Annotated in this window: 13 protein-coding genes; 6 read left to right on the top strand and 7 right to left on the bottom strand. The window is 73.7% G+C overall.

Translation table 11 applies throughout. The annotated features are described in order from the left end of the window. Positions 1–15: 15 nt before the first annotated feature. Positions 16–1,389: an FAD-dependent oxidoreductase gene (locus tag ACRAS8_RS04150; protein WP_438484397.1), complete on the bottom strand. Its 1,374-nt coding sequence runs from the start codon at positions 1,387–1,389 to the stop codon at positions 16–18. Positions 1,390–1,527: 138 nt separating this feature from the next. Here ACRAS8_RS04150 and ACRAS8_RS04145 point away from each other — a divergent pair, with 138 nt between their 5' ends. Beyond that, on the top strand, positions 1,528–2,475 hold the full coding sequence (locus tag ACRAS8_RS04145) for a DUF6214 family protein (RefSeq protein ID WP_438484396.1): 948 nt from the start codon (positions 1,528–1,530) through the stop codon (positions 2,473–2,475). Between the two features lie 204 nt (positions 2,476–2,679). On the opposite strand, the gene ACRAS8_RS04140 is transcribed toward ACRAS8_RS04145, so the two are convergent. Next, on the bottom strand, positions 2,680–3,327 hold the full coding sequence (locus tag ACRAS8_RS04140; protein ID WP_438484395.1) for a TetR/AcrR family transcriptional regulator: 648 nt from the start codon (positions 3,325–3,327) through the stop codon (positions 2,680–2,682). A gap of 437 nt (positions 3,328–3,764) precedes the next feature. Then, positions 3,765–4,496, bottom strand: a complete 732-nt coding sequence (locus ACRAS8_RS04135) for an MgtC/SapB family protein (RefSeq protein ID WP_438484394.1) — start codon at positions 4,494–4,496, stop codon at positions 3,765–3,767. A 548-nt stretch (positions 4,497–5,044) separates the two neighbouring features. Here ACRAS8_RS04135 and ACRAS8_RS04130 point away from each other — a divergent pair. The 3 genes from ACRAS8_RS04130 (at position 5,045) to ACRAS8_RS04120 (ending at position 11,632) form a co-directional block, all read left to right on the top strand. Continuing rightward, the gene (locus tag ACRAS8_RS04130) at positions 5,045–5,824 is read left to right on the top strand and encodes a hypothetical protein (protein ID WP_438484393.1); all 780 of its coding nucleotides are present in this window, start codon (positions 5,045–5,047) and stop codon (positions 5,822–5,824) included. 448 nt (positions 5,825–6,272) lie between these two features. Next, positions 6,273–10,232: an epsilon-poly-L-lysine synthase Pls gene (gene pls, locus ACRAS8_RS04125; RefSeq protein WP_438484392.1), complete on the top strand. Its 3,960-nt coding sequence runs from the start codon at positions 6,273–6,275 to the stop codon at positions 10,230–10,232. After that, on the top strand, positions 10,229–11,632 hold the full coding sequence (locus ACRAS8_RS04120; protein ID WP_438484391.1) for a M1 family metallopeptidase: 1,404 nt from the start codon (positions 10,229–10,231) through the stop codon (positions 11,630–11,632). The genes pls and ACRAS8_RS04120 overlap by 4 nt, the downstream gene beginning before the upstream one ends. An 81-nt stretch (positions 11,633–11,713) precedes the next feature. Here the strand turns inward: ACRAS8_RS04120 and ACRAS8_RS04115 are convergent, their stop codons facing one another. The 4 genes from ACRAS8_RS04115 to uriH form a co-directional block, all read right to left on the bottom strand. Next, positions 11,714–12,196 (bottom strand): DUF5709 domain-containing protein, encoded by a 483-nt coding sequence (locus ACRAS8_RS04115; protein WP_438484390.1) that lies wholly within the window; start codon positions 12,194–12,196, stop codon positions 11,714–11,716. An 83-nt stretch (positions 12,197–12,279) separates the two neighbouring features. Beyond that, on the bottom strand, positions 12,280–12,696 hold the full coding sequence (locus tag ACRAS8_RS04110) for a DUF2795 domain-containing protein (protein WP_438484389.1): 417 nt from the start codon (positions 12,694–12,696) through the stop codon (positions 12,280–12,282). Between the two features lie 169 nt (positions 12,697–12,865). Beyond that, on the bottom strand, positions 12,866–14,344 hold the full coding sequence (gene uriT / locus ACRAS8_RS04105) for a uridine transporter UriT (RefSeq protein ID WP_438484388.1): 1,479 nt from the start codon (positions 14,342–14,344) through the stop codon (positions 12,866–12,868). Further along, positions 14,341–15,288, bottom strand: coding sequence for a uridine-preferring nucleoside hydrolase UriH (gene uriH, locus ACRAS8_RS04100; RefSeq protein WP_438484387.1), 948 nt, complete (start codon positions 15,286–15,288; stop codon positions 14,341–14,343). Before uriH ends, uriT begins: the two co-directional genes overlap by 4 nt. 280 nt (positions 15,289–15,568) lie before the next feature. On the opposite strand from uriH, the gene ACRAS8_RS04095 reads away from it, so the two are divergent. Next, positions 15,569–16,633: a LacI family DNA-binding transcriptional regulator gene (locus ACRAS8_RS04095; protein ID WP_438484386.1), complete on the top strand. Its 1,065-nt coding sequence runs from the start codon at positions 15,569–15,571 to the stop codon at positions 16,631–16,633. Between the two features lie 61 nt (positions 16,634–16,694). Continuing rightward, complete coding sequence (locus tag ACRAS8_RS04090; protein ID WP_438484385.1) at positions 16,695–17,210, top strand: lytic polysaccharide monooxygenase auxiliary activity family 9 protein; 516 nt, start codon at positions 16,695–16,697, stop codon at positions 17,208–17,210. The last annotated feature ends 78 nt before the right edge of the window (positions 17,211–17,288 follow it).

The raw sequence follows: 17,288 nt of genomic DNA, 5'->3' as shown, positions 1-17,288 counted from the left end.
GGCGGGCACCGCGGCTCAGCGCCCCGCCATCGCCGACCGTGCCGCGCGCAGCAGCCCCTCCCAATCGGCCAGCTTGACCGTCCCGCGGCCCAGACTGCGGCCCCGCTCCGCCTCCGCCGCCTCGATGGCCAGCCAGCCCCGCCACGGCACCGGCCGCGCCCCGGCCCGCTCCAGCGCCGCCACCGGATCCGCCGCCACCGGCCGCCGCGCCAACTCCGCCGCGTCCGCCAGCAGCGACGTCGCGGTCTCCTTGGCGCACGGCCGGTTGGTGCCGATCACCCCGGTGGGGCCGCGCTTGATCCACCCCGCCACATAGACGCCCGGGTACGGCTCCCCGTCCCGCAGGACCCGCCCGGCCGCATGCGGCACCGTCCCGGTCGCCTCGTCGAACGGCAGCCCCGGCTGCGGCAGTCCCCGGTAGCCCACCGACCGCAGCACCAACTGCCCCTCGATCTCCTCGTGTTCGCCGGTCCCCGTGACCCCGCCGCGCCCGTCGGGAACGGTCCGCTCGAACCGCACCGCCCGCACCCCGGCCACCGGATCGCCGAGGATCTCCACCGGCCGCAGGAAGAACCGCAGATGGATCCGGCGCAGCCGGCCCACCCCCGGCGCCCTGGCCACCGGCCGCTCGGCCCAGTCGTGCAGCACCTCGATGTTCCGCCGCGCCGGGGCGGGCAGCGCGCTCGGGTCGCGGTACCCCGGATCCAGCGCCAGTTCCTCCGGCCGGACCAGCACCCGCGTACCGGGCAGCGCGCCCAGCTCCCGCAGCTCCTTGGTGGTGAACTTGGCCTGCGAGGGGCCCCGCCGCCCCACCATCCACACGTCCTCGACCAGGCTGTCGGCCATCGCCCCCAGCGCCCCCTGCGGCATGTCGGTGGCGGCCAGCTCGGCGGCCCCCCGGGACAGCATCCGGGCCACGTCCACCGCGACGTTCCCCACCCCGATCACCACCGCCGAACGGGCCGTGAGCGCGAAGCCGTCGGCCGCCGCGTCCGGGTGCGCGCTGTACCAGGCGACGAAGTCGGTGGCCGGGTGGCTGCCGGGCAGCCCCTCCCCGGGGATGTCCAGCCGACGGTCGGTGGCGGCGCCCACACAGAACACCACCGCGTGGAAGATCTTCCGCAACTCCGCCAGACCCACCCCGGCTTCGCCCACCTCGAGGTTCCCCAGGAAGTGCACCCGGGGGTGCTCCAGCACCGTCCGCAGGTTGTTCTGCAGCGACTTGATCTTCTCGTGGTCCGGTGCCACGCCGTACCGCACCAGCCCGTACGGGCATGGCAGCCGGTCCAGGACATGGACCTCGATGTCCGGGACGGCCTCCTGTCCGACCAGCGTCTGGGCGGTGTAGACACCGCTCGGTCCGGAACCGATCACAGCGACACGAAGCACGGGTGGCCCCTTCCGCGGAGTACCCCCAGGATCGCACCGGCGGCCGTGCGGCGGGAGAGCTGCGCTATCGGGGTTGCTCCCGGTCCGATGAGCGTGCCGCGCCCCTTGGCCGGGTGAGCTGGAGGCTAGGTTTTGTTTGTGTCGGAAAGTGAGTTTTATACCGATAACCCCCGATATAAAGCGCAAGGTGGGGCGCTGGCGTGGCCCGACTGGGAGCTTCAGGCGCAGGGCTCGGCCGCGTCCGAACTGGGCCCCTGGTTCAGTGCCCGGCTGTCCTTCCCCCACGGCGCCCGGATCGACGTCCTGGTCACGGTCAACGGCGACCGCCTCACCGTCGAGGACGTCCGCGCCGACCCGCCCCTGACACTCGACGACCTCGCCTCCCTCGCCCACTGGATCGAGGGCCCGCTCGACGACGCCTGCCGGGCCGCCACCGGACGCCCTCCGAAGTCCCCGGGCGGCGCCGCGGCGGCCCTCGATCCGGCGTCCGGCCCGGCTCCCGCCGCACCGGAAGGGCCCGAGGGCGCGGCCCGGCCCCGGCGGACCCACGCGGGCACCAACGCCCCGGCGGACGACGTCGTCCACGGCGAGGGCGCACTCTGCGGCACCGACACCGCACCGACCGACACCGCACCGGCGGCCGCCACCACCCCGGCCGGTACGGCACCCGACGACGGGACGCCCGCACCGCCGCCCGGCGCCGCACCGGACGACGCCCCCGGCCCGGCGCCCACCGCCGCCACCGAGGCGGCTCCCGGCACGGCGCCCACTGCCGTGACTGCCGGGGACGACGGCCCGGAACCGGATACCGGCCCGCACCCCGCGCCGGGTGCCACCCCGGACGACGGGGCGGAACCCGACGCCGCCCGGCCGCCCGCCGAGCCGCGCTCGGCCGTCCTCGTCCGCTCCCGGGCCGGCGAACGCCGCAAGGTCGCCGCGGCGGCCTACCGCGCGGCCCAGCAAGAGGGCCGTGATCCGATCCAGGCCGTCATGCACGCCACCGGCCGCAACCGCCGCCGCGCCCTGCGCCTGATCGCCGGCGCCCGCGACGCCGGCCTGCTGACGCCACGTCACAACAAGCGGTAGGGACGCCCGGTACGAACCACGACCCCCAACTCCCGCCCACGCAGACGACTTCATGACCCCGACACCCGATTCATGACCCCGACACCCGAAACGCTCGAAGCGCCCGAAACACCTGAAACACCCGCAGTGCCACCGCGCATGCACAGCTCACACCGCACCCGCAGCTCCCGCCGTGCGCGTCACGGTCGGGGGCCGTCGTCCCCGTCAAGCGCCGGGGCGCTCGCGGATCGTCGTGCCCTCGGGCGGTCGTTCGCCCGGCGGAACGCCCAACTCCCAGGCCAGTCCGTACCGTTGGAAGAGTTCGGCACGCAGCCGGACGCGCGGCATCTGGGCGCCCGGGAGCAGCATCGGCACCACCGAACCCATCAGCAGCGCGCGGAGCATCGGATAGTCCGTGTCGGGATCGGCCGACCCGTAGGCCGTCACCGCCTCGCGCAGCAGCTGGGCCAGCCGCTGCTGCTCCGGGCACTGGATGAATCCCGGGGACGTCAGGAGGCCGGCCATGTGGGTGCGCATCAGCAGCGGTTCGTCGTGGGCCAGTCCCAGGATCGCGTCGATCGCGCGGGCCAGCAGCTCCCGTCCGGCGTCCCGCCCCGTCGGGCGGGGTTCGCGCTCCAGGGCGGCCTGGAGCGTGCGGTGCATCAGCCGGTGCACCGCCGACTGGAGAAGCTGGTGCTTGCCGGGGAAGTAATACGAGATCAGCCCGCGGGCCGCCCCCGCGCGCTGGGCGATGTCGCCGAGCGTCGTGGCCTCGTAACCGCGCTCGCCCACCAGCTCGACCGTCGCCTGTAAGAGCCGCTCGCGGGAGCGCCGCCGCAATTCTTCGTTGACCGATGCGCTGCGGGGGGACATGCTGTAACTCCTGCGTTGACTGGCTGAGAGCCAATATACTCAGTGCAGGTTCCGGAGACCCGCTCGTAAGGGCGGTAAATCCGGCCAGGCTGCCTGATTCGGGCGACGCGGGGGATCGCCCGAATCAGGCTCGCGCCCTTTCCGGGGCCGGGGTGTGCCCGCCTTCCTTGCGCGCCTGTCGTCGCTCGCACACTCCTTGTGCCTCACGCATCCCTTGCGCCTCGTTGCGCCTCGCGCATCTTGTTGCGTACCGAGCGCACCGCGCCCCCGGCGCCACACGGTGCCGCGCGGACTCCAATTCCCCATGAAATGTGGATTCTTGGTGAATGGTGGTGGAGGGAGGAGGTGAGGAAATGTAGGCGTGCGTTCTTTTGTGTTTCCTTTTTCGTAAAGAAGGTTTCGCCTGGCGGGAGTTGGGAGCGGGCTCTCGGGACGGATCAGGCCAGTGCGCGTTGTTCCGCGGGGAGTTCGGGCTCTTCGAGATGCCAGTGGAGGTCGCGGACGTCAGGCTCCAGGGAGAGCCGGGCGATGACCTGCTCCAGGGCCTGGGCGGGGGCGCCGGAGACGGTGACCGCGGCGCGGATGCCGGTGGTGTCCTCGGCGTCCCGGCGGGCCCGCAGGCTGACGGGTGTCAGTCCGGAGCCGGTGAGCGCCTGGAGCAGGAGGGCGCGGATGTGGGTCTCCGCGCGGCGCTCGCAGACCACGTGCACGGTGGCGTGCACCGCCGCGTCCGGGTCGGAGCCGGCGGCCGGGGCCCGGTCCAGCAGCCGCCCGGCCGGGCGCAGCACGAGGTGGACGGCGAGCACGGCGAGGGTGCCGAGGACGGCGAGTTCGAGCCGTCCGGAGGCGGCCAGGACGCCGGCCGCCGCCGAGCACCACAGGGTGGCGGCGGTGTTCAGCCCGCGGACCCCCGCCCCGTCCCGGAGGATCACCCCGCCGCCGAGGAAGCCGATGCCGGAAACGACGTAGGAGGCGACCCGGGTGGGGCTGCCGGAGTCCCCGACGGCGGTGCTGTAGAGGACGAAGAGGGTGGCGCCGGTGGCGACGAGGGCGTTGGTGCGCAGCCCGGCCATCCGGGCGCGCCACTGGCGCTCGACACCGATGAGCGCTCCGCAGGCCACGCCGGTGGCGAGCCGGACCAGGAAGTCGACGATGGTCAGGGTGTGCATGGGAGCACCTCCTCGGGACGGGGGAAGGCTGGGGCGTGGGTGCGGCCGAACGGCCAGTGGGTCAGGGCGACTTGGGTGGTCCTGATGACGCGATGGTGATGGCGATTACGACGGCCAGGGGCAGGGCCAGGCGGCGGGCGCGCAGCACGGTGACCCGTGACGGCGGTCGGCCGTACGGGGCGTGGTGCGGCGGGGAGGCCGCGCGGGGAGGTCGGTTACCGCGTGCCGGCAGGGTGCGAGGGCAGGCGGAAACGGAGTCGATGGTGACCCGGACTACTGCAGTCCATGTCTCTCGCCTCCTTCCGGCCGGGCGCACCCGGGGTGCCGTCGTCGATCTCCCGACGGGTGGGATCAGTGGCCTGTGTCCGTGGCGACGCCGCACCGAACGAGGTGACCGCTGCGTCAAACCTCCAGGAGTGTAGCTCCCCGACAGGGTCACTTGCGCATGCGTGCAAGTCCTGACGGATTCTTGATGGCGGGCGGCTCCGCTCGGCCGGTCCGGGGTGCGGCGCTGGACACCGTCCCGGCCCCGGGTGAGCATGAGGCGCATGTCCCACGACCCCGAGCCCGGCGAGGCGGGCGACGCCGGCACCCAGGCCGAGCGCCTGGACCGCATCGAGGCACTGCTGGCGCCCGCCATGGCGGGGGTGGAGGAGGCGGGGCGGCGGCTGCGGCCGGCCTGGCGGCGGGTGACCCGCGGCGAGCCCCGCTGGCCCTCGACCCTCGCGGTGCTGGTGGCGGCGGCGCTGCAGGGCCTCCTGCCGGGGCGGCTGACGATCCGTCCGGGCTGGCTGCTGCCGGGCCTGGAGACGGCGCTGCTGCTGGTGCTGGTGGTGGCCGATCCGTTCCGTATCGAACGGGTCTCCCGGCTCTACCGGTGGGCGGGGCTGGTGCTGATCGCGATGATCAGCGCGGCGAACGGCTGGTCCGCGGTGCATCTGGTGATCGGGCTGGTGCGCGGCACGGAGGGCGGGGACGCCGGGCCGCTGCTGGCGACCGGCGGCGGGATCTGGGCCACCAACGTCATCGTCTTCGCGCTGTGGTACTGGGAGTGGGACCGCGGCGGTCCGGTCGCCCGGGTCCACGCCGTGCGCCGCTACCCGGACTTCCTCTTCCCGCAGATGGCGACGCCGGAGCTGGCTCCGGAGCACTGGGAGCCGCAGTTCGCCGATTACCTGTATCTGTCGTTCACCAACGCCACCGCCTTCAGTCCCACCGACGTGATGCCGCTGACCCGTTGGGCGAAGCTGCTGATGCTGTTGCAGTCGGCGGTCTCGCTGCTGACGGTCGTTCTGGTGGTGGCCCGTGCGGTCAACATCCTCAAGTAGCGTGCGCCGGGCATCTCGCGGAGCGTATGGCGGCGTCAAAAAAGGTGTGGGGGCGGTGTGATGAGGGTATGGCAGCGTCATGACGGGTCGATGAGACGGCCGTGAGATTCCGATGAATACTTGCGCGGTTGCGCAATATTTGATCAAGGCTTGACCGGGTGCCTCGTAACCATTCGACCGCAAGGCTCTGACCTGCGGTTTTGAGGGTGCGGGGGAGTGGTGCCGAAAACAATCCCCGGCAGCGGTCAATTCTTTCCCATGACGTGGTCAGGAGCGGGAGCCGGATTCCGGACGCTGCCTGTCCAAGCGCCCGGTTTCCGTTTTCACAACACGTTCGATTGGGGGAACGGGCAACCCGGGCCGCGAACCGGTGCCCGGGCGGCGGCATCTCTAGTGGCGAACGTCCGAGGGTTTCCACCCACCGGCACCGAACAACAGAGGCATAGCGATGTCGTCGCCCCTTCTCGAATCGTCCTTCGAGCCGTCAGAATCCGTGCCCCCACGGGCCGTCTACCGCACCGTCGGCACCCCGGCCCCGCGAACTCTGCTCGACGTGCTCGATGCCACCGCCGCCGCACATCCCCAGGCGATCGCCCTGGACACGGGTGCCGAAGTGCTCACCTACCGCGATCTGTGCACCGAGGCCGAACGCCGCGCACGGCAGCTCAGGGACCGCGGAATCGGTCCCGGCGACCGGGTCGGAGTCCGTGTGCCCTCCGGGACCGCCGAGCTGTACCTGTCCATCCTCGCCGTCCTGCGCAGCGGAGCGGCCTACGTACCGGTCGACGCCGACGACCCCGACGAGCGGGCCGCCACCGTCTTCCGCGAGGCCGCCGTCTGCGCCGTCCTCGGCCCGGCCGGCCCGCCGCCCGGCCTGGCCCGGCCCGCCGGGGCCACGCGCGCCCCGGGCCTCCAGGACGACGCCTGGATCATCTTCACCTCCGGCTCGACCGGCGCGCCCAAGGGCGTGGCGGTCAGCCACCGCTCCGCCGCCGCCTTCGTCGACGCCGAGGCCGCACTGTTCTGCCAGGACCGGCCGCTCGGCCCCGGCGACCGGGTGCTGGCCGGGCTGTCCGTCGCCTTCGACGCCTCCTGCGAGGAGATGTGGCTGGCCTGGCGGCACGGCGCCTGCCTGGTGCCCGCCCCCCGCTCGCTGGTCCGGGCCGGTCACGAGCTCGGCCCGTGGCTGGTCGAGCGTGGCATCACCGTGGTCTCCACCGTGCCCACCCTCGCCGCGCTCTGGCCGGACGAGGCGATGCGCCGGGTCCGGCTGCTGATCGTCGGCGGCGAGTCCTGCCCCGCCGGGCTCGTCGACCGCTTCGCCGGTCCCGGCCGCGAGATGTGGAACACCTACGGCCCGACCGAGACCACCGTCGTCGCCTGCGCCGCCCGCCTCCTGCCGGGCGAGCCGGTCCGCATCGGCCTGCCCCTGGAGGGCTGGCAGCTCGCCGTCGTCGACCGGGCCGGGCGGCCGGTGCCGTACGGCGCGGAGGGCGAGCTGCTGATCGGCGGCGTGGGCATCGCCCGCTATCTCGACCCGGTCAAGGACGCCGAGCGCTTCCGGCCCGACGACGTGCTGGACACCGACCGCGCCTACCGCACCGGCGACCTGGTCCGCGCCGAACCCGAGGGCCTGCTCTTCGTAGGACGCGCCGACGACCAGGTCAAACTCGGCGGGCGCCGGATCGAGCTGGGCGAGATCGACGCCGCGCTGGCCGCGCTGCCCGGCGTCCGCGGCGCCGCCGCGGCCGTTCAGACCAGCCCGGCCGGCACCCAGGTCCTGGTCGGCTACATCGTCCCCGACCGGCGCACCGCCGACGGCTCCAGCTTCCAGCAGGACAAGGCCCGCGCCCTGCTCCAGGAACGGCTGCCGGCCCAGCTGGTGCCCGTCCTGGCCGAGGTCGAGAGCCTGCCCACCCGGACCTCCGGCAAGGTCGACCGCAAGGCGCTGCCCTGGCCGCTGCCGGCCGCCCCGGCCGACGCCGGCTCCGGCGACCCGGCCGCGGCCCTGCGCGGCACCGCCGCCCGCCTCGCCGAGATCTGGACCGACCTCCTCGGCGTCCGCCCCGGCCCGGACAGCGACTTCGTCGCCCTCGGCGGCACCAGCCTCGTCGCCGCCCGGATGGCGTCCCGGCTCCGCGCCCACCACCCCGGTGTCTCGGTCGCCGACCTCTACCGCCACCCCGTGCTGCGCGACATGGCCGAACACCTCGACTCGCTCGGCGGCCCGGTGGACGAGGTCCGCCCGGTCCGCCCCGTCCCGCGCCGCGCCGGGGTCGTCCAACTCCTCGTCCAGACCGGCCTGTACGGCATCGCCGGGCTGCGCGGACTCGTCGGGCTCGCGCTCGCGGACAACATCCTCGGCCGGCTCGCCCCGCAGGTCTGGGCCCCGCACACCGCCTGGTGGCTGATCATCGTCGGCTGGGTGGTGCTCTACAGCGCCCCGATGCGCTGCGCCCTCGGCGCCCTCGCCGCCCGGACGCTCGCCGGCTCCCTCCGCCCCGGCGCCTATCCGCGCGGCGGCGCCACCCACCTGCGCCTGTGGACCGCCGAACGCGTGGTCGCCGCCTTCGGCGTCCCGTCCCTGCTCGGCACGCCCTGGGCGCGGCTCTACGCCCGGACGCTGGGCTGCGCCACCGGGCGCGACGTGGCGCTGCACACCATGCCGCCGGTCACCGGCCTCGCCGAACTCGGCGACGGCTGCAGCGTCGAACCCGAGGCCGACATCTCCGGCTGGTGGCTCGACGGCGACACCCTGCACATCGGCACGGTCCGGATCGGCGCCGGGGCCCGGGTCGCCCACCGCAGCATGCTGATGCCCGGCGCCGTCGTCGGCCGGGACGCCGAACTCGCCGCCGGCGGCTGCCTGGACGGCGAGATCCCCGACGGCGCCTGCTGGACCGGCTCCCCGGCCCGCCCCGCCGGCGCCGCCGAGCGGATGGCCGGCGCCGCCTGGCCCGCGCCCCGGTGGCAGCGCTCGCGCCGCTGGACCGCCGCCTACGCACTCGCCCTGCTGGGCCTGCCGCTGCTGGCTCTGCTGTCCGCCGTCCCCGCACTGGCCGGCGCGTACTTCCTGCTCCGCGACAGCGGCACCCTGGGCACCGCCGCGGTGCGCCTGCTGGCGGCGGCACCGGTCTTCGCGCTCCTCACCGCCGGCTGCTCGATCCTGGTGACCGCCGGCGCGGTGCGGCTCCTCGGCCGCGGCATCACGCCCGGCCTGCACCCGGCCGGCGGCGGCGTCGCCTGGCGCGCCTGGCTGGTGACCCGCCTCCTGGACGGCGCCCGCGGCAGTCTCTTCCCGCTCTACGCCAGCCTCGGCACCCCGCACTGGCTGCGGCTGCTCGGCGCCAGGGTCGGCAAGCACGCCGAGATCTCCACCGTGCTGCCGCTGCCCTCCCTGCTGCACGTCGAGGACGGCGCCTTCCTCGCCGACGACACCCTCGTCGCCCCCTTCGAACTCCGCGGCGGATGGCTGCGGTTGGGCACCGTCCGGATCGGCCGCCGGGCCTTCGTCGGCAACTCCGGCATCGTCGCCCCCGGCCACGACGTCCCCGACCACAGCCTGGTCGGCGTGCTCTCCAACGCGCCCGCCGACGGCGAACCGGGGATGTCCTGGCTGGGCCGCCCCGCCATGCCGCTGCCCCGGGTGGCGGCCCAGGCCGACCCGGCGCGCACCTTCGCCCCGCCGCGCAGGCTGGTCCTGGCCCGCGCCGCCGTGGAAATGTGCCGGGTGCTGCCCCTGATGTGCGCGGTGGCCCTCGCCGAGGGCGTGTTCCTCACCGAACAGGCCGCCTTCACCCACGGCGGCCTCGGCCTCGCGGCGCTGATCGGCGCCCCGCTGCTGCTGGCCTCGGGCCTGCTGGCGCTGCTCGTCACCACCGCCGCGAAGTGGACGCTGGTCGGCCGGTTCACCGCCGGCGAGCATCCGCTGTGGTCCTCGTTCGTCTGGCGCAACGAGCTCTACGACACCTTCGTCGAGTCGCTCGCCGTGCCCTCGATGGCCGGCGCGTTCACCGGCACCCCGGTGCTCAACTGGTGGCTGCGCACCCTCGGTGCCAAGATCGGGCGCGGGGTCTGGCTGGAGAGCTACTGGCTGCCGGAGACCGACCTGATCACCCTCGCCGACGGCGTCAGCGTCAACCGCGGCTGCGTCCTGCAGACCCACCTCTTCCACGACCGGATCATGCGCCTGGACACCGTCCGCCTCGCCGAGGGTTCCTCACTCGGCCCGCACGGCATCGTGCTCCCCGGGACCGACGTCGGGGCGCGCGCCTCGATCGCACCGTCGTCCCTGGTCATGCGCGGCGAGAGCGTACCCGCCCACACCCGCTGGGCCGGCAACCCGATCGCCGGCGAACGCCCGGCCCGCCCCGCCGCGGCCCGTGCGGAAGGCGGTGCGGCCGCGTGACCCGATGCAGCCGGCGCGCGCTCCTCCGGGGCGCCGCCCTGCTCCCGCTCGCCGCGACGGCCGCGGACGGCCTCGCCTGGTCGCTCTCCGAGCGCTACTTCCCGCGGCACGGCACCTACGCCCACGACACCGTCTCGTACGACCTGCACCTGACCTACCGCCCGGCTGACGGCGGCCTCCACGGGCGGGCCCGCATCGAGGCGGTGGCCAACGGGCCCCTGGACCGGGTGGAGTTGGACCTCTCCCGTCTGACCGTGCACACCGCCCATGTCGACGGGGCCCGGGTCCGCACCCGCCAGCAGAACGGGAAGCTCTACCTGGCGACCCCGCGCCCGCTGGCCACCGGCGCCAGCTTCACCATGGACATCGGCTACCGAGGACGGCCCCGGCCGGTCCGCTCGCCGTTCGGCCCGATCGGCTGGGACCGCACCGGCGACCCGCACGGCGGGACCCTGGTCGCCTCCCAGCCGCTCGGCGCCCCGTCGTGGTTCCCCTGCAACGACCGCCCCGACGACAAGGCGGCCTTCACCTTCCGGATCAGCGTCCCGCAAGGCCAGCACGTCCTCGCCAACGGCACCCTGCTCGAACGCCGCCGCAGCGGGCACCACGAGTGCTGGACCTACCACCACCCCGGCCCCATGGCCCCGTACCTCGCCGCGCTCTACACCGGGCGGTTCCGGCACGACAGCGGCACCGCCCGCCTCGGCCCGGACCACCCGGCGATCACGCTGCACAACTCCTATCCGGCGCGGCTGGCCGAGGACGCGGCGTACGACCTGGCCCGCCAGCCGGAGATGCTCCGGGCGTTCAGCGAACGCTTCGGCCGCTACCCGTTCGAGGCGTACGGCGCGGTGGTCGTCGACGCCGAACTCGCCGCCCCGGTCGAGAACCAGACCCGGTCGGTGTTCGGCAGCAACCACATCGACGGGGAGCGCGGCGCGGAGACCCTGGTCGCGCACGAGATCGCCCACCAGTGGTACGGCAACAGCGTCAGCCTGCGCGACTGGCGCGACATCTGGCTCAACGAGGGCTTCGCCACCTACGCGGAGTGGCTGTGGTCCGAGCACATCGGCGAGGACACCGCCGACGAGATCGCCCGCCGGGAATGGCGCACGCTGCGCGACCGCCCCCAGGACCTGCGGATCGCCGACCCCGGCCAGCGCCGGATCTTCGACGACCGGGTCTACGTCCGCGGTGCCTGCGCCCTGCACGCGCTCCGCCGCGCCGTCGGCGACCAGCGGTTCTTCGCCGTGCTCCGCAGCTGGCACAGTGCGCACCGCGGCGCCAGCGCCGACACCGGGGCCTTCCTCGCCCACGCCGAACGCTGCGCCGGCCCCCGCGCCCGGCCGCTGCTGCACACCTGGCTGTACGAGAAGCCGCTGCCCGTACTGGCGGCCTGAACATCCCGCGTCCCGGATGGCGGGCGGCCGCCACGCCCGCCACCGGGGACGCCCGGCTCGGCCCCGCCTCTCGGCCAGGCCCTACATCTCCCCCTCGACCGTCCCGCCCACGTCGTGGGCGATGTGCACCGCCGCCTCCTCGGCGGACGCCGCACCCCCGTCGATGCCGACGTCGCGGGCGGTGATGTCGTTGCTGCCGCCGCCGCGCCAGAAGCCCTCGTCGTAGCTGACGATCCGCCCGGCGCGCTCCTCGCCGACCTGGTCGTCGTAGGGCTCGCCGTCGCCGTCCGGCAGGTCGCCGATGCCGTCGCCGTCCCGCGCGCAGACGTCCGGCAGCTCGATCGAGAGCCGGTGGGCCAGCGACTCGCGGTCGTGCTGCTCCTGTGCGGTGGTCCCGTCGTGGTTCACCACGAACGGGCGCTCCGGCGGCGAGTAGCCCGTGTCCAGCGTCTCGTCGAGCCCCGGCTCGTCGAGGGCGTCCTCCATGTCGAGGTCGTTGGGGTTGTCCTCGGGGGCAGATCTGGGCGGCTGGTAGACCTCGTCGCCCATGGCGTCGTCGGACATTGCCGCCCTCCTTTTCGCCTCCGTACGGGGTCGGTCGGTGCGCTCCGTCATGGCCATTGTCCGCCGGTGAGCGCCGCTCGGCCTCAGGAGCGCCGGTCCTCGGTCCCCAGCCCGAGCGACTCGGCGATGCCCTGCACATTGCCGTAGCGGTGGTGGGCGGGCAACTGCTCGGCCATCGTCACCAGGCGGTCCGGGGCGTGGTTGCCGCGCAGCGTGCGGATGATGTCGCCGCGCTCGGCCGGATAGACGCTGCGCCCGAGGTACTGGGCCAGCTCGGAGCGCAGGCCGACGTCGCGCTCGGACATGCCGTGCGGGGTGCCGCCCCGATAGACGCTCTCCGGAGAGGGGGCCGCCACCGGCTGGTCCTCGCCGGCCGGCTCCAGCTCGCGGCTCTCATCCGTGCGCAGGGAGCGGTCCAGCGACATCTGGCTCCGAAGCTGCTTCTTCATCATGTCGTCCCGGGCGGGACCGGTCTTGTCCATACCGTGTTCCATGACCATTGCTGCCTCCGTTGCCTCCGCTTCCAGTCTCCCTTTTCCCCCGGCCCTGACAACAGGACGGGACGGGCTGGGCCGCGGCCGGCCGTGCCGCTCGTACGACGCGACCGCCCGCCGCCCCGGGGTCCGGGTGCGGCGGGCGGTCGCGTCACAGGGCCCGGGCGGTCGGTCGTCAGTCCTTGGCCTCGGCTGCCACCGGCTTCGGGATCAGGAACGACGTCGCGATGGCCAGCGCCAGGATGACCACACCGGCGATCATGCCGGCGGTGTAGCCGCCGGCCGAGGCCGGGTCGGCGGGCGCCAGCGCGGTCTTCACCGCGTACAGCGCCGCGAAGCTCAGCCCCGCGCCGAGGTTGAAGGCGCCCGCGTTCAGACCCGGCAGGAAGCCGGGGTTCTCGCCGGGGGAGAGGACGATGCCCAGCCCGTTGAGGACGATGTTGGCCACGCCGGCGTAGGTGATGCCCACCAGCAGCGAGGTCACCAGCAGCAGCACATGCGACTGGCTGTGCATCGTCAGCAGCATCAGCACCACCGACCCCACGGAGCCGAAGAGGCCCAGCCGCAGGATCCGGCCGTAGCCGAAGGTCGCGGCCAGTCGGCCGGCCACCGGGCCCATCGCCAGTCCGGCGAGCGCGTACGGCGTCAGCGTCCACCAGGCGGACTGCTCGGCGGACATCCCCAGACCGGCCTGCGCGTCCTGGGCGAAGGCCGGGATCAGGCCGTTCATCACCGCGAACACACCGGTCATGGTCAGCACCGTGGTCAGCAGCAGCGACCAGGTGGCCCGCTGCTTGAGGTGCCGGGTGGCGACCAGCGGGTGCCCGCTGCGGTTCTCGGTCCGCCAGAACAGCGCGAACGCGACGGCGGCCAGTACCACCAGCACCGCGACCATCGGCCAGTCGGCGGCGGCCAGCTTCCCGGCCTCGTTCAGCGCGATCAGCAGCGCGCCGACCGAGACGACCAGCAGCGCCACACCGGGCCAGTCCATCCGGGCGGCGCCTGACGACCCGGATCCGGGGTTCGCCGGCGCGTCCAGGACCGCGGCCCTGGACTCCGGGGTCAGGGTGGCCACCAGGGCGGTGGCCACGGCCGCGACGACCGCCATCGCCCAGAAGACCGACTGGAAGCCGTGGTGGTCGGCGAGGTAGCCGCCGGCCAGCGAGTCGACGCCGGCGATCCCGCCGTTGACGGCGGTGATCACGCCCAGCAGCGTGCCGTACTTCTTCGGCTCTTTGACCTCGACCCGCAGCATGATCAGGCACAGCGGGACGACCGGCCCGCTCACGCCCTGGATGATCCGCCCGGCGAACAGCATCGGGACGCTCGTCGCCAGCGCGGCGACCACACAGCCGACCGCCATCAGGGCCAGCATGCCGGCCAGCACCCGGCGCCGGCCGAGGACGTCGCCGAGCCGGGGCAGGAACAGCGAGAACAGCGCGGCGGAGGTGAAGAACGCGGTCTGCGTCATGCCCACCTCGGCGGAGCTGGCACCGAGCGAGTCCTCGATGCTCTTCAGTGCCGGGCTGAGCATGCTGGCGTTCAGCTGGAAGGCGAAGCAGGCGGCCAGCAGCGCGGTGACGAGTACGCCGATCCGGACGCCGGACCCGCCGCCGGTGACCTCGGTGGTACGTGGTGCGGTGGAGAGGTTCATGCCCGGCCTTCGCCGATCCGCTCCAGAGCGTCCACCACGAGGTTCCAGAACCGCTCGTGGTCGAGCTCGACCGCGACCTGGGTGTGGCAGTCGGCCGGCGCCGGCGCGCGGAAGTCGGTGACGGTCATGCCCAGGGTCAGCGCGCCGCGCAGCTCGATGTCGACCGGCGCCTTGCGGACGGTCATCACGTCCGGGTCGATGACGTACGCCACCGCGCACGGGTCGTGCACCGGCGGGTGCTCGAAGCCCTGGTTCTCGCGGTACGCCTCACGGAAGAAGTCCAGCAGCTCCAGCACGAACCGGGACGGCCCGGTGCCCAGCGCGGCGATCCGCGCCTCGACCTCGGGGGTGGCCAGCGCCTGGTGCGTGAGGTCCAGGCCGACCATGGTGACCGGCCACTTCTCGTTGAAGACGATGTGCGCGGCCTCGGGGTCGATGATGATGTTGAACTCGGCGACCGCGCTCCAGTTGCCCTCGTGGTAGCCACCGCCCATCAGGACGACCTCGCGCACCCGCTCGGCGATCCGGGGCTCCTTGCGCACGGCCATCGCGATGTTGGTCAGTCCGGCGGTGGGGACGATCGTGATCTCGCCCGGCTCGTGCGACAGCACGGTGTCGATGATCAGGTCGACGGCGTGCCGGCGGTCCAGCTCGAAGGCCGGCTCGGGCAGTTCGGGCCCGTCGAGGCCGGTCTCGCCATGGATGTCGGGGGCGGTCTCGACGGACCGGACCAGCGGCCGCGGGTTGCCCGCGGCGAACGGCACACCGGTGATCCCGGCGATCGCCGCCACCGACAGCGCGTTGCGGGTCACCTTCTCCAGCGTCTGGTTGCCGACCACGGTCGTCACGGCGACCAGTTCGACATCGGGATTGCCGTGGGCCAGGAGCATGGCGATCGCGTCGTCATGCCCCGGGTCGCAGTCGAGGATGATCTTTCTGGCCAACGGGAGAGCCCCTTTGCTCTGCGGAACGGTGAAGCGGGGTGAACTCGATCTCCGGGGCGCGCCGCGCGGCAGGAAAACGTTCTCCGGAAATTTCGCTCATACGCCGCGGAGATGTCAATGAAACATCAAGGAAGTGTGAGGCAGGTGACCTGCCTACCCGCTGGTACCGAGCCGTACGGAGCTGGTACGCCTGTACACGGGCGGTGATAACGTTTGCCGCCATCGTCCGGGACGGCGCCGCTCGCACGGCGGCCGTCCCGTAGTGGAAGGGCACGCCGTCGTGGCCGAAGTGACCTTGCGGGACGTCGCGGACGCGGCGGGCTGCTCCGTCGCCACCGTCTCCCGCGTGCTGGCCGGCACCCGTCCGGTCGGCGCCGAGACGGCCCGCGCCGTGCGGGCGGCGGCCGACCGCCTGGGCTACCGCCCCAACGAGGTCGCCCGCGCGCTGCGCAGCCGCTGCACCGGCACCGTCGGCCTGGTCCTCCCGCAGATCACCAACCCCTTTTTCCCCTCCCTGGTCCGGGAGTTGGAGCACGTCCTGCACGCCGAGGGCCGCGCTGTCCTGCTCGCCGACTGCGACGACGACCCGGAGACCGAGGCCGCCCGGATCGCCGCCCTGCTGAGCCGCCGGGTGGACGCCCTGTTGCTGATCCCGGTGGACGAGCGGCGCAGCCGGGACGCGGTGGCGGCCGCCGCGGCACGGGTGCCGCTGGTGCTGCTGGACCGGGGCTGCGGCCCCGGCGTCGCCGACTCGGTCGCGGTCGACAACGCCGCCGGGATGGCCCTCGTCCTGGACCACCTCGCCGCCACGGGCCGCCGCCGCCCGTGCTTCATCGGTGCCGCCGGAACCGCCTCCGCGGCGGTCGAGCGGCGCACGGCCTACGCGGCGGGGGCGGCCGGCCTCGACCCCTCCGCGCCCGAACGCGCGGTGCTCGGCGACTTCTCCGTGGAGTGGGGCCGAGCCGCCGTGGACCGCGTCTGGCCCGCCCGGCCGGACGCCGTGATCTGCGCCAACGACCTGATCGCGGCCGGTGCCCTGCAGCGCCTGCGCCAGCTGGGCGCCGACGTCCCCGGCGAGGTCGCGGTCACCGGCTTCGACGACATCCCGCTGGCCGGTCTCGCCGATCCGGCGCTGACGACGGTGCGCCAGCCGGTGGCCGAACTCGCCGCCGAGGCCGCCCGGTTGCTCGCCCGCCGCCCCGCCGCGGCCCCGGTCCCCGGCCCCCGCCGCCCGGTGCGCACCGTCCGCCTCGCCCCGGAACTGGTGGTCCGGGCCTCCAGCGCGACGGGTGGGGCGCGCGGTGAGCGCGTGCGACCTCTTGACCGTACGCGGTCAGAGCGTTAAGTCTGGACCAATTGCTCGGCACGTCCCCGCGTCAACCACCCCCCTACGCGAAAGGGTTGACATGGACAAGAAAAGAAGGCTGGCTCTCGCCATAGGCGCCGGCATCGCCCCCCTCCTCGTCGTCACCCTGCCGGCCGGCCCGGCCAGTGCTCACGGCTATGTCTCCTCGCCCCCCAGCCGGCAGGCCCAGTGCGCGGCCGGCACCGTCGACTGCGGCCCCATCAAGTGGGAGCCACAGAGCGTCGAAGGGCCCAAGGGGCTGACGAGCTGCAGCGGCGGCAACAGCCAGTTCGCCGATCTGGACGACGACTCCAAGCCGTGGCAGGTCACCCCGGTCAGCAGCAGCGAGACCTTCACCTGGCGGTTCACGGCCCGTCACGCCACCAGCAACTGGCAGTACTTCGCAGGCGGCCGGAAGGTCGCCGAGGTCGACGGCCACGGCGCCCAGCCCCCGGCCGAGGTCTCCCACACCGTGGACTTCGGCGACATCAAGGGCCGGCAGAAGATCCTCGCGGTCTGGAACATCGCCGACACCGCGAACGCCTTCTACGCCTGCATCGACGTCAACATCGGCTAGCGACGCCCGCTCGACCGGATCCCCCTTCCCTTCCCTTCCCTTCCGTTCCCTTTCGTCGCCGCTCCGCTCACCGTCCCC

Source organism: Streptomyces sp. S186 (assembly GCF_051603415.1).
GTDB lineage: Bacteria > Actinomycetota > Actinomycetes > Streptomycetales > Streptomycetaceae > Streptomyces.
Note: the sequence above shows the minus strand (reverse complement) of the source record. Positions and strands in the feature narration are given on the sequence as shown.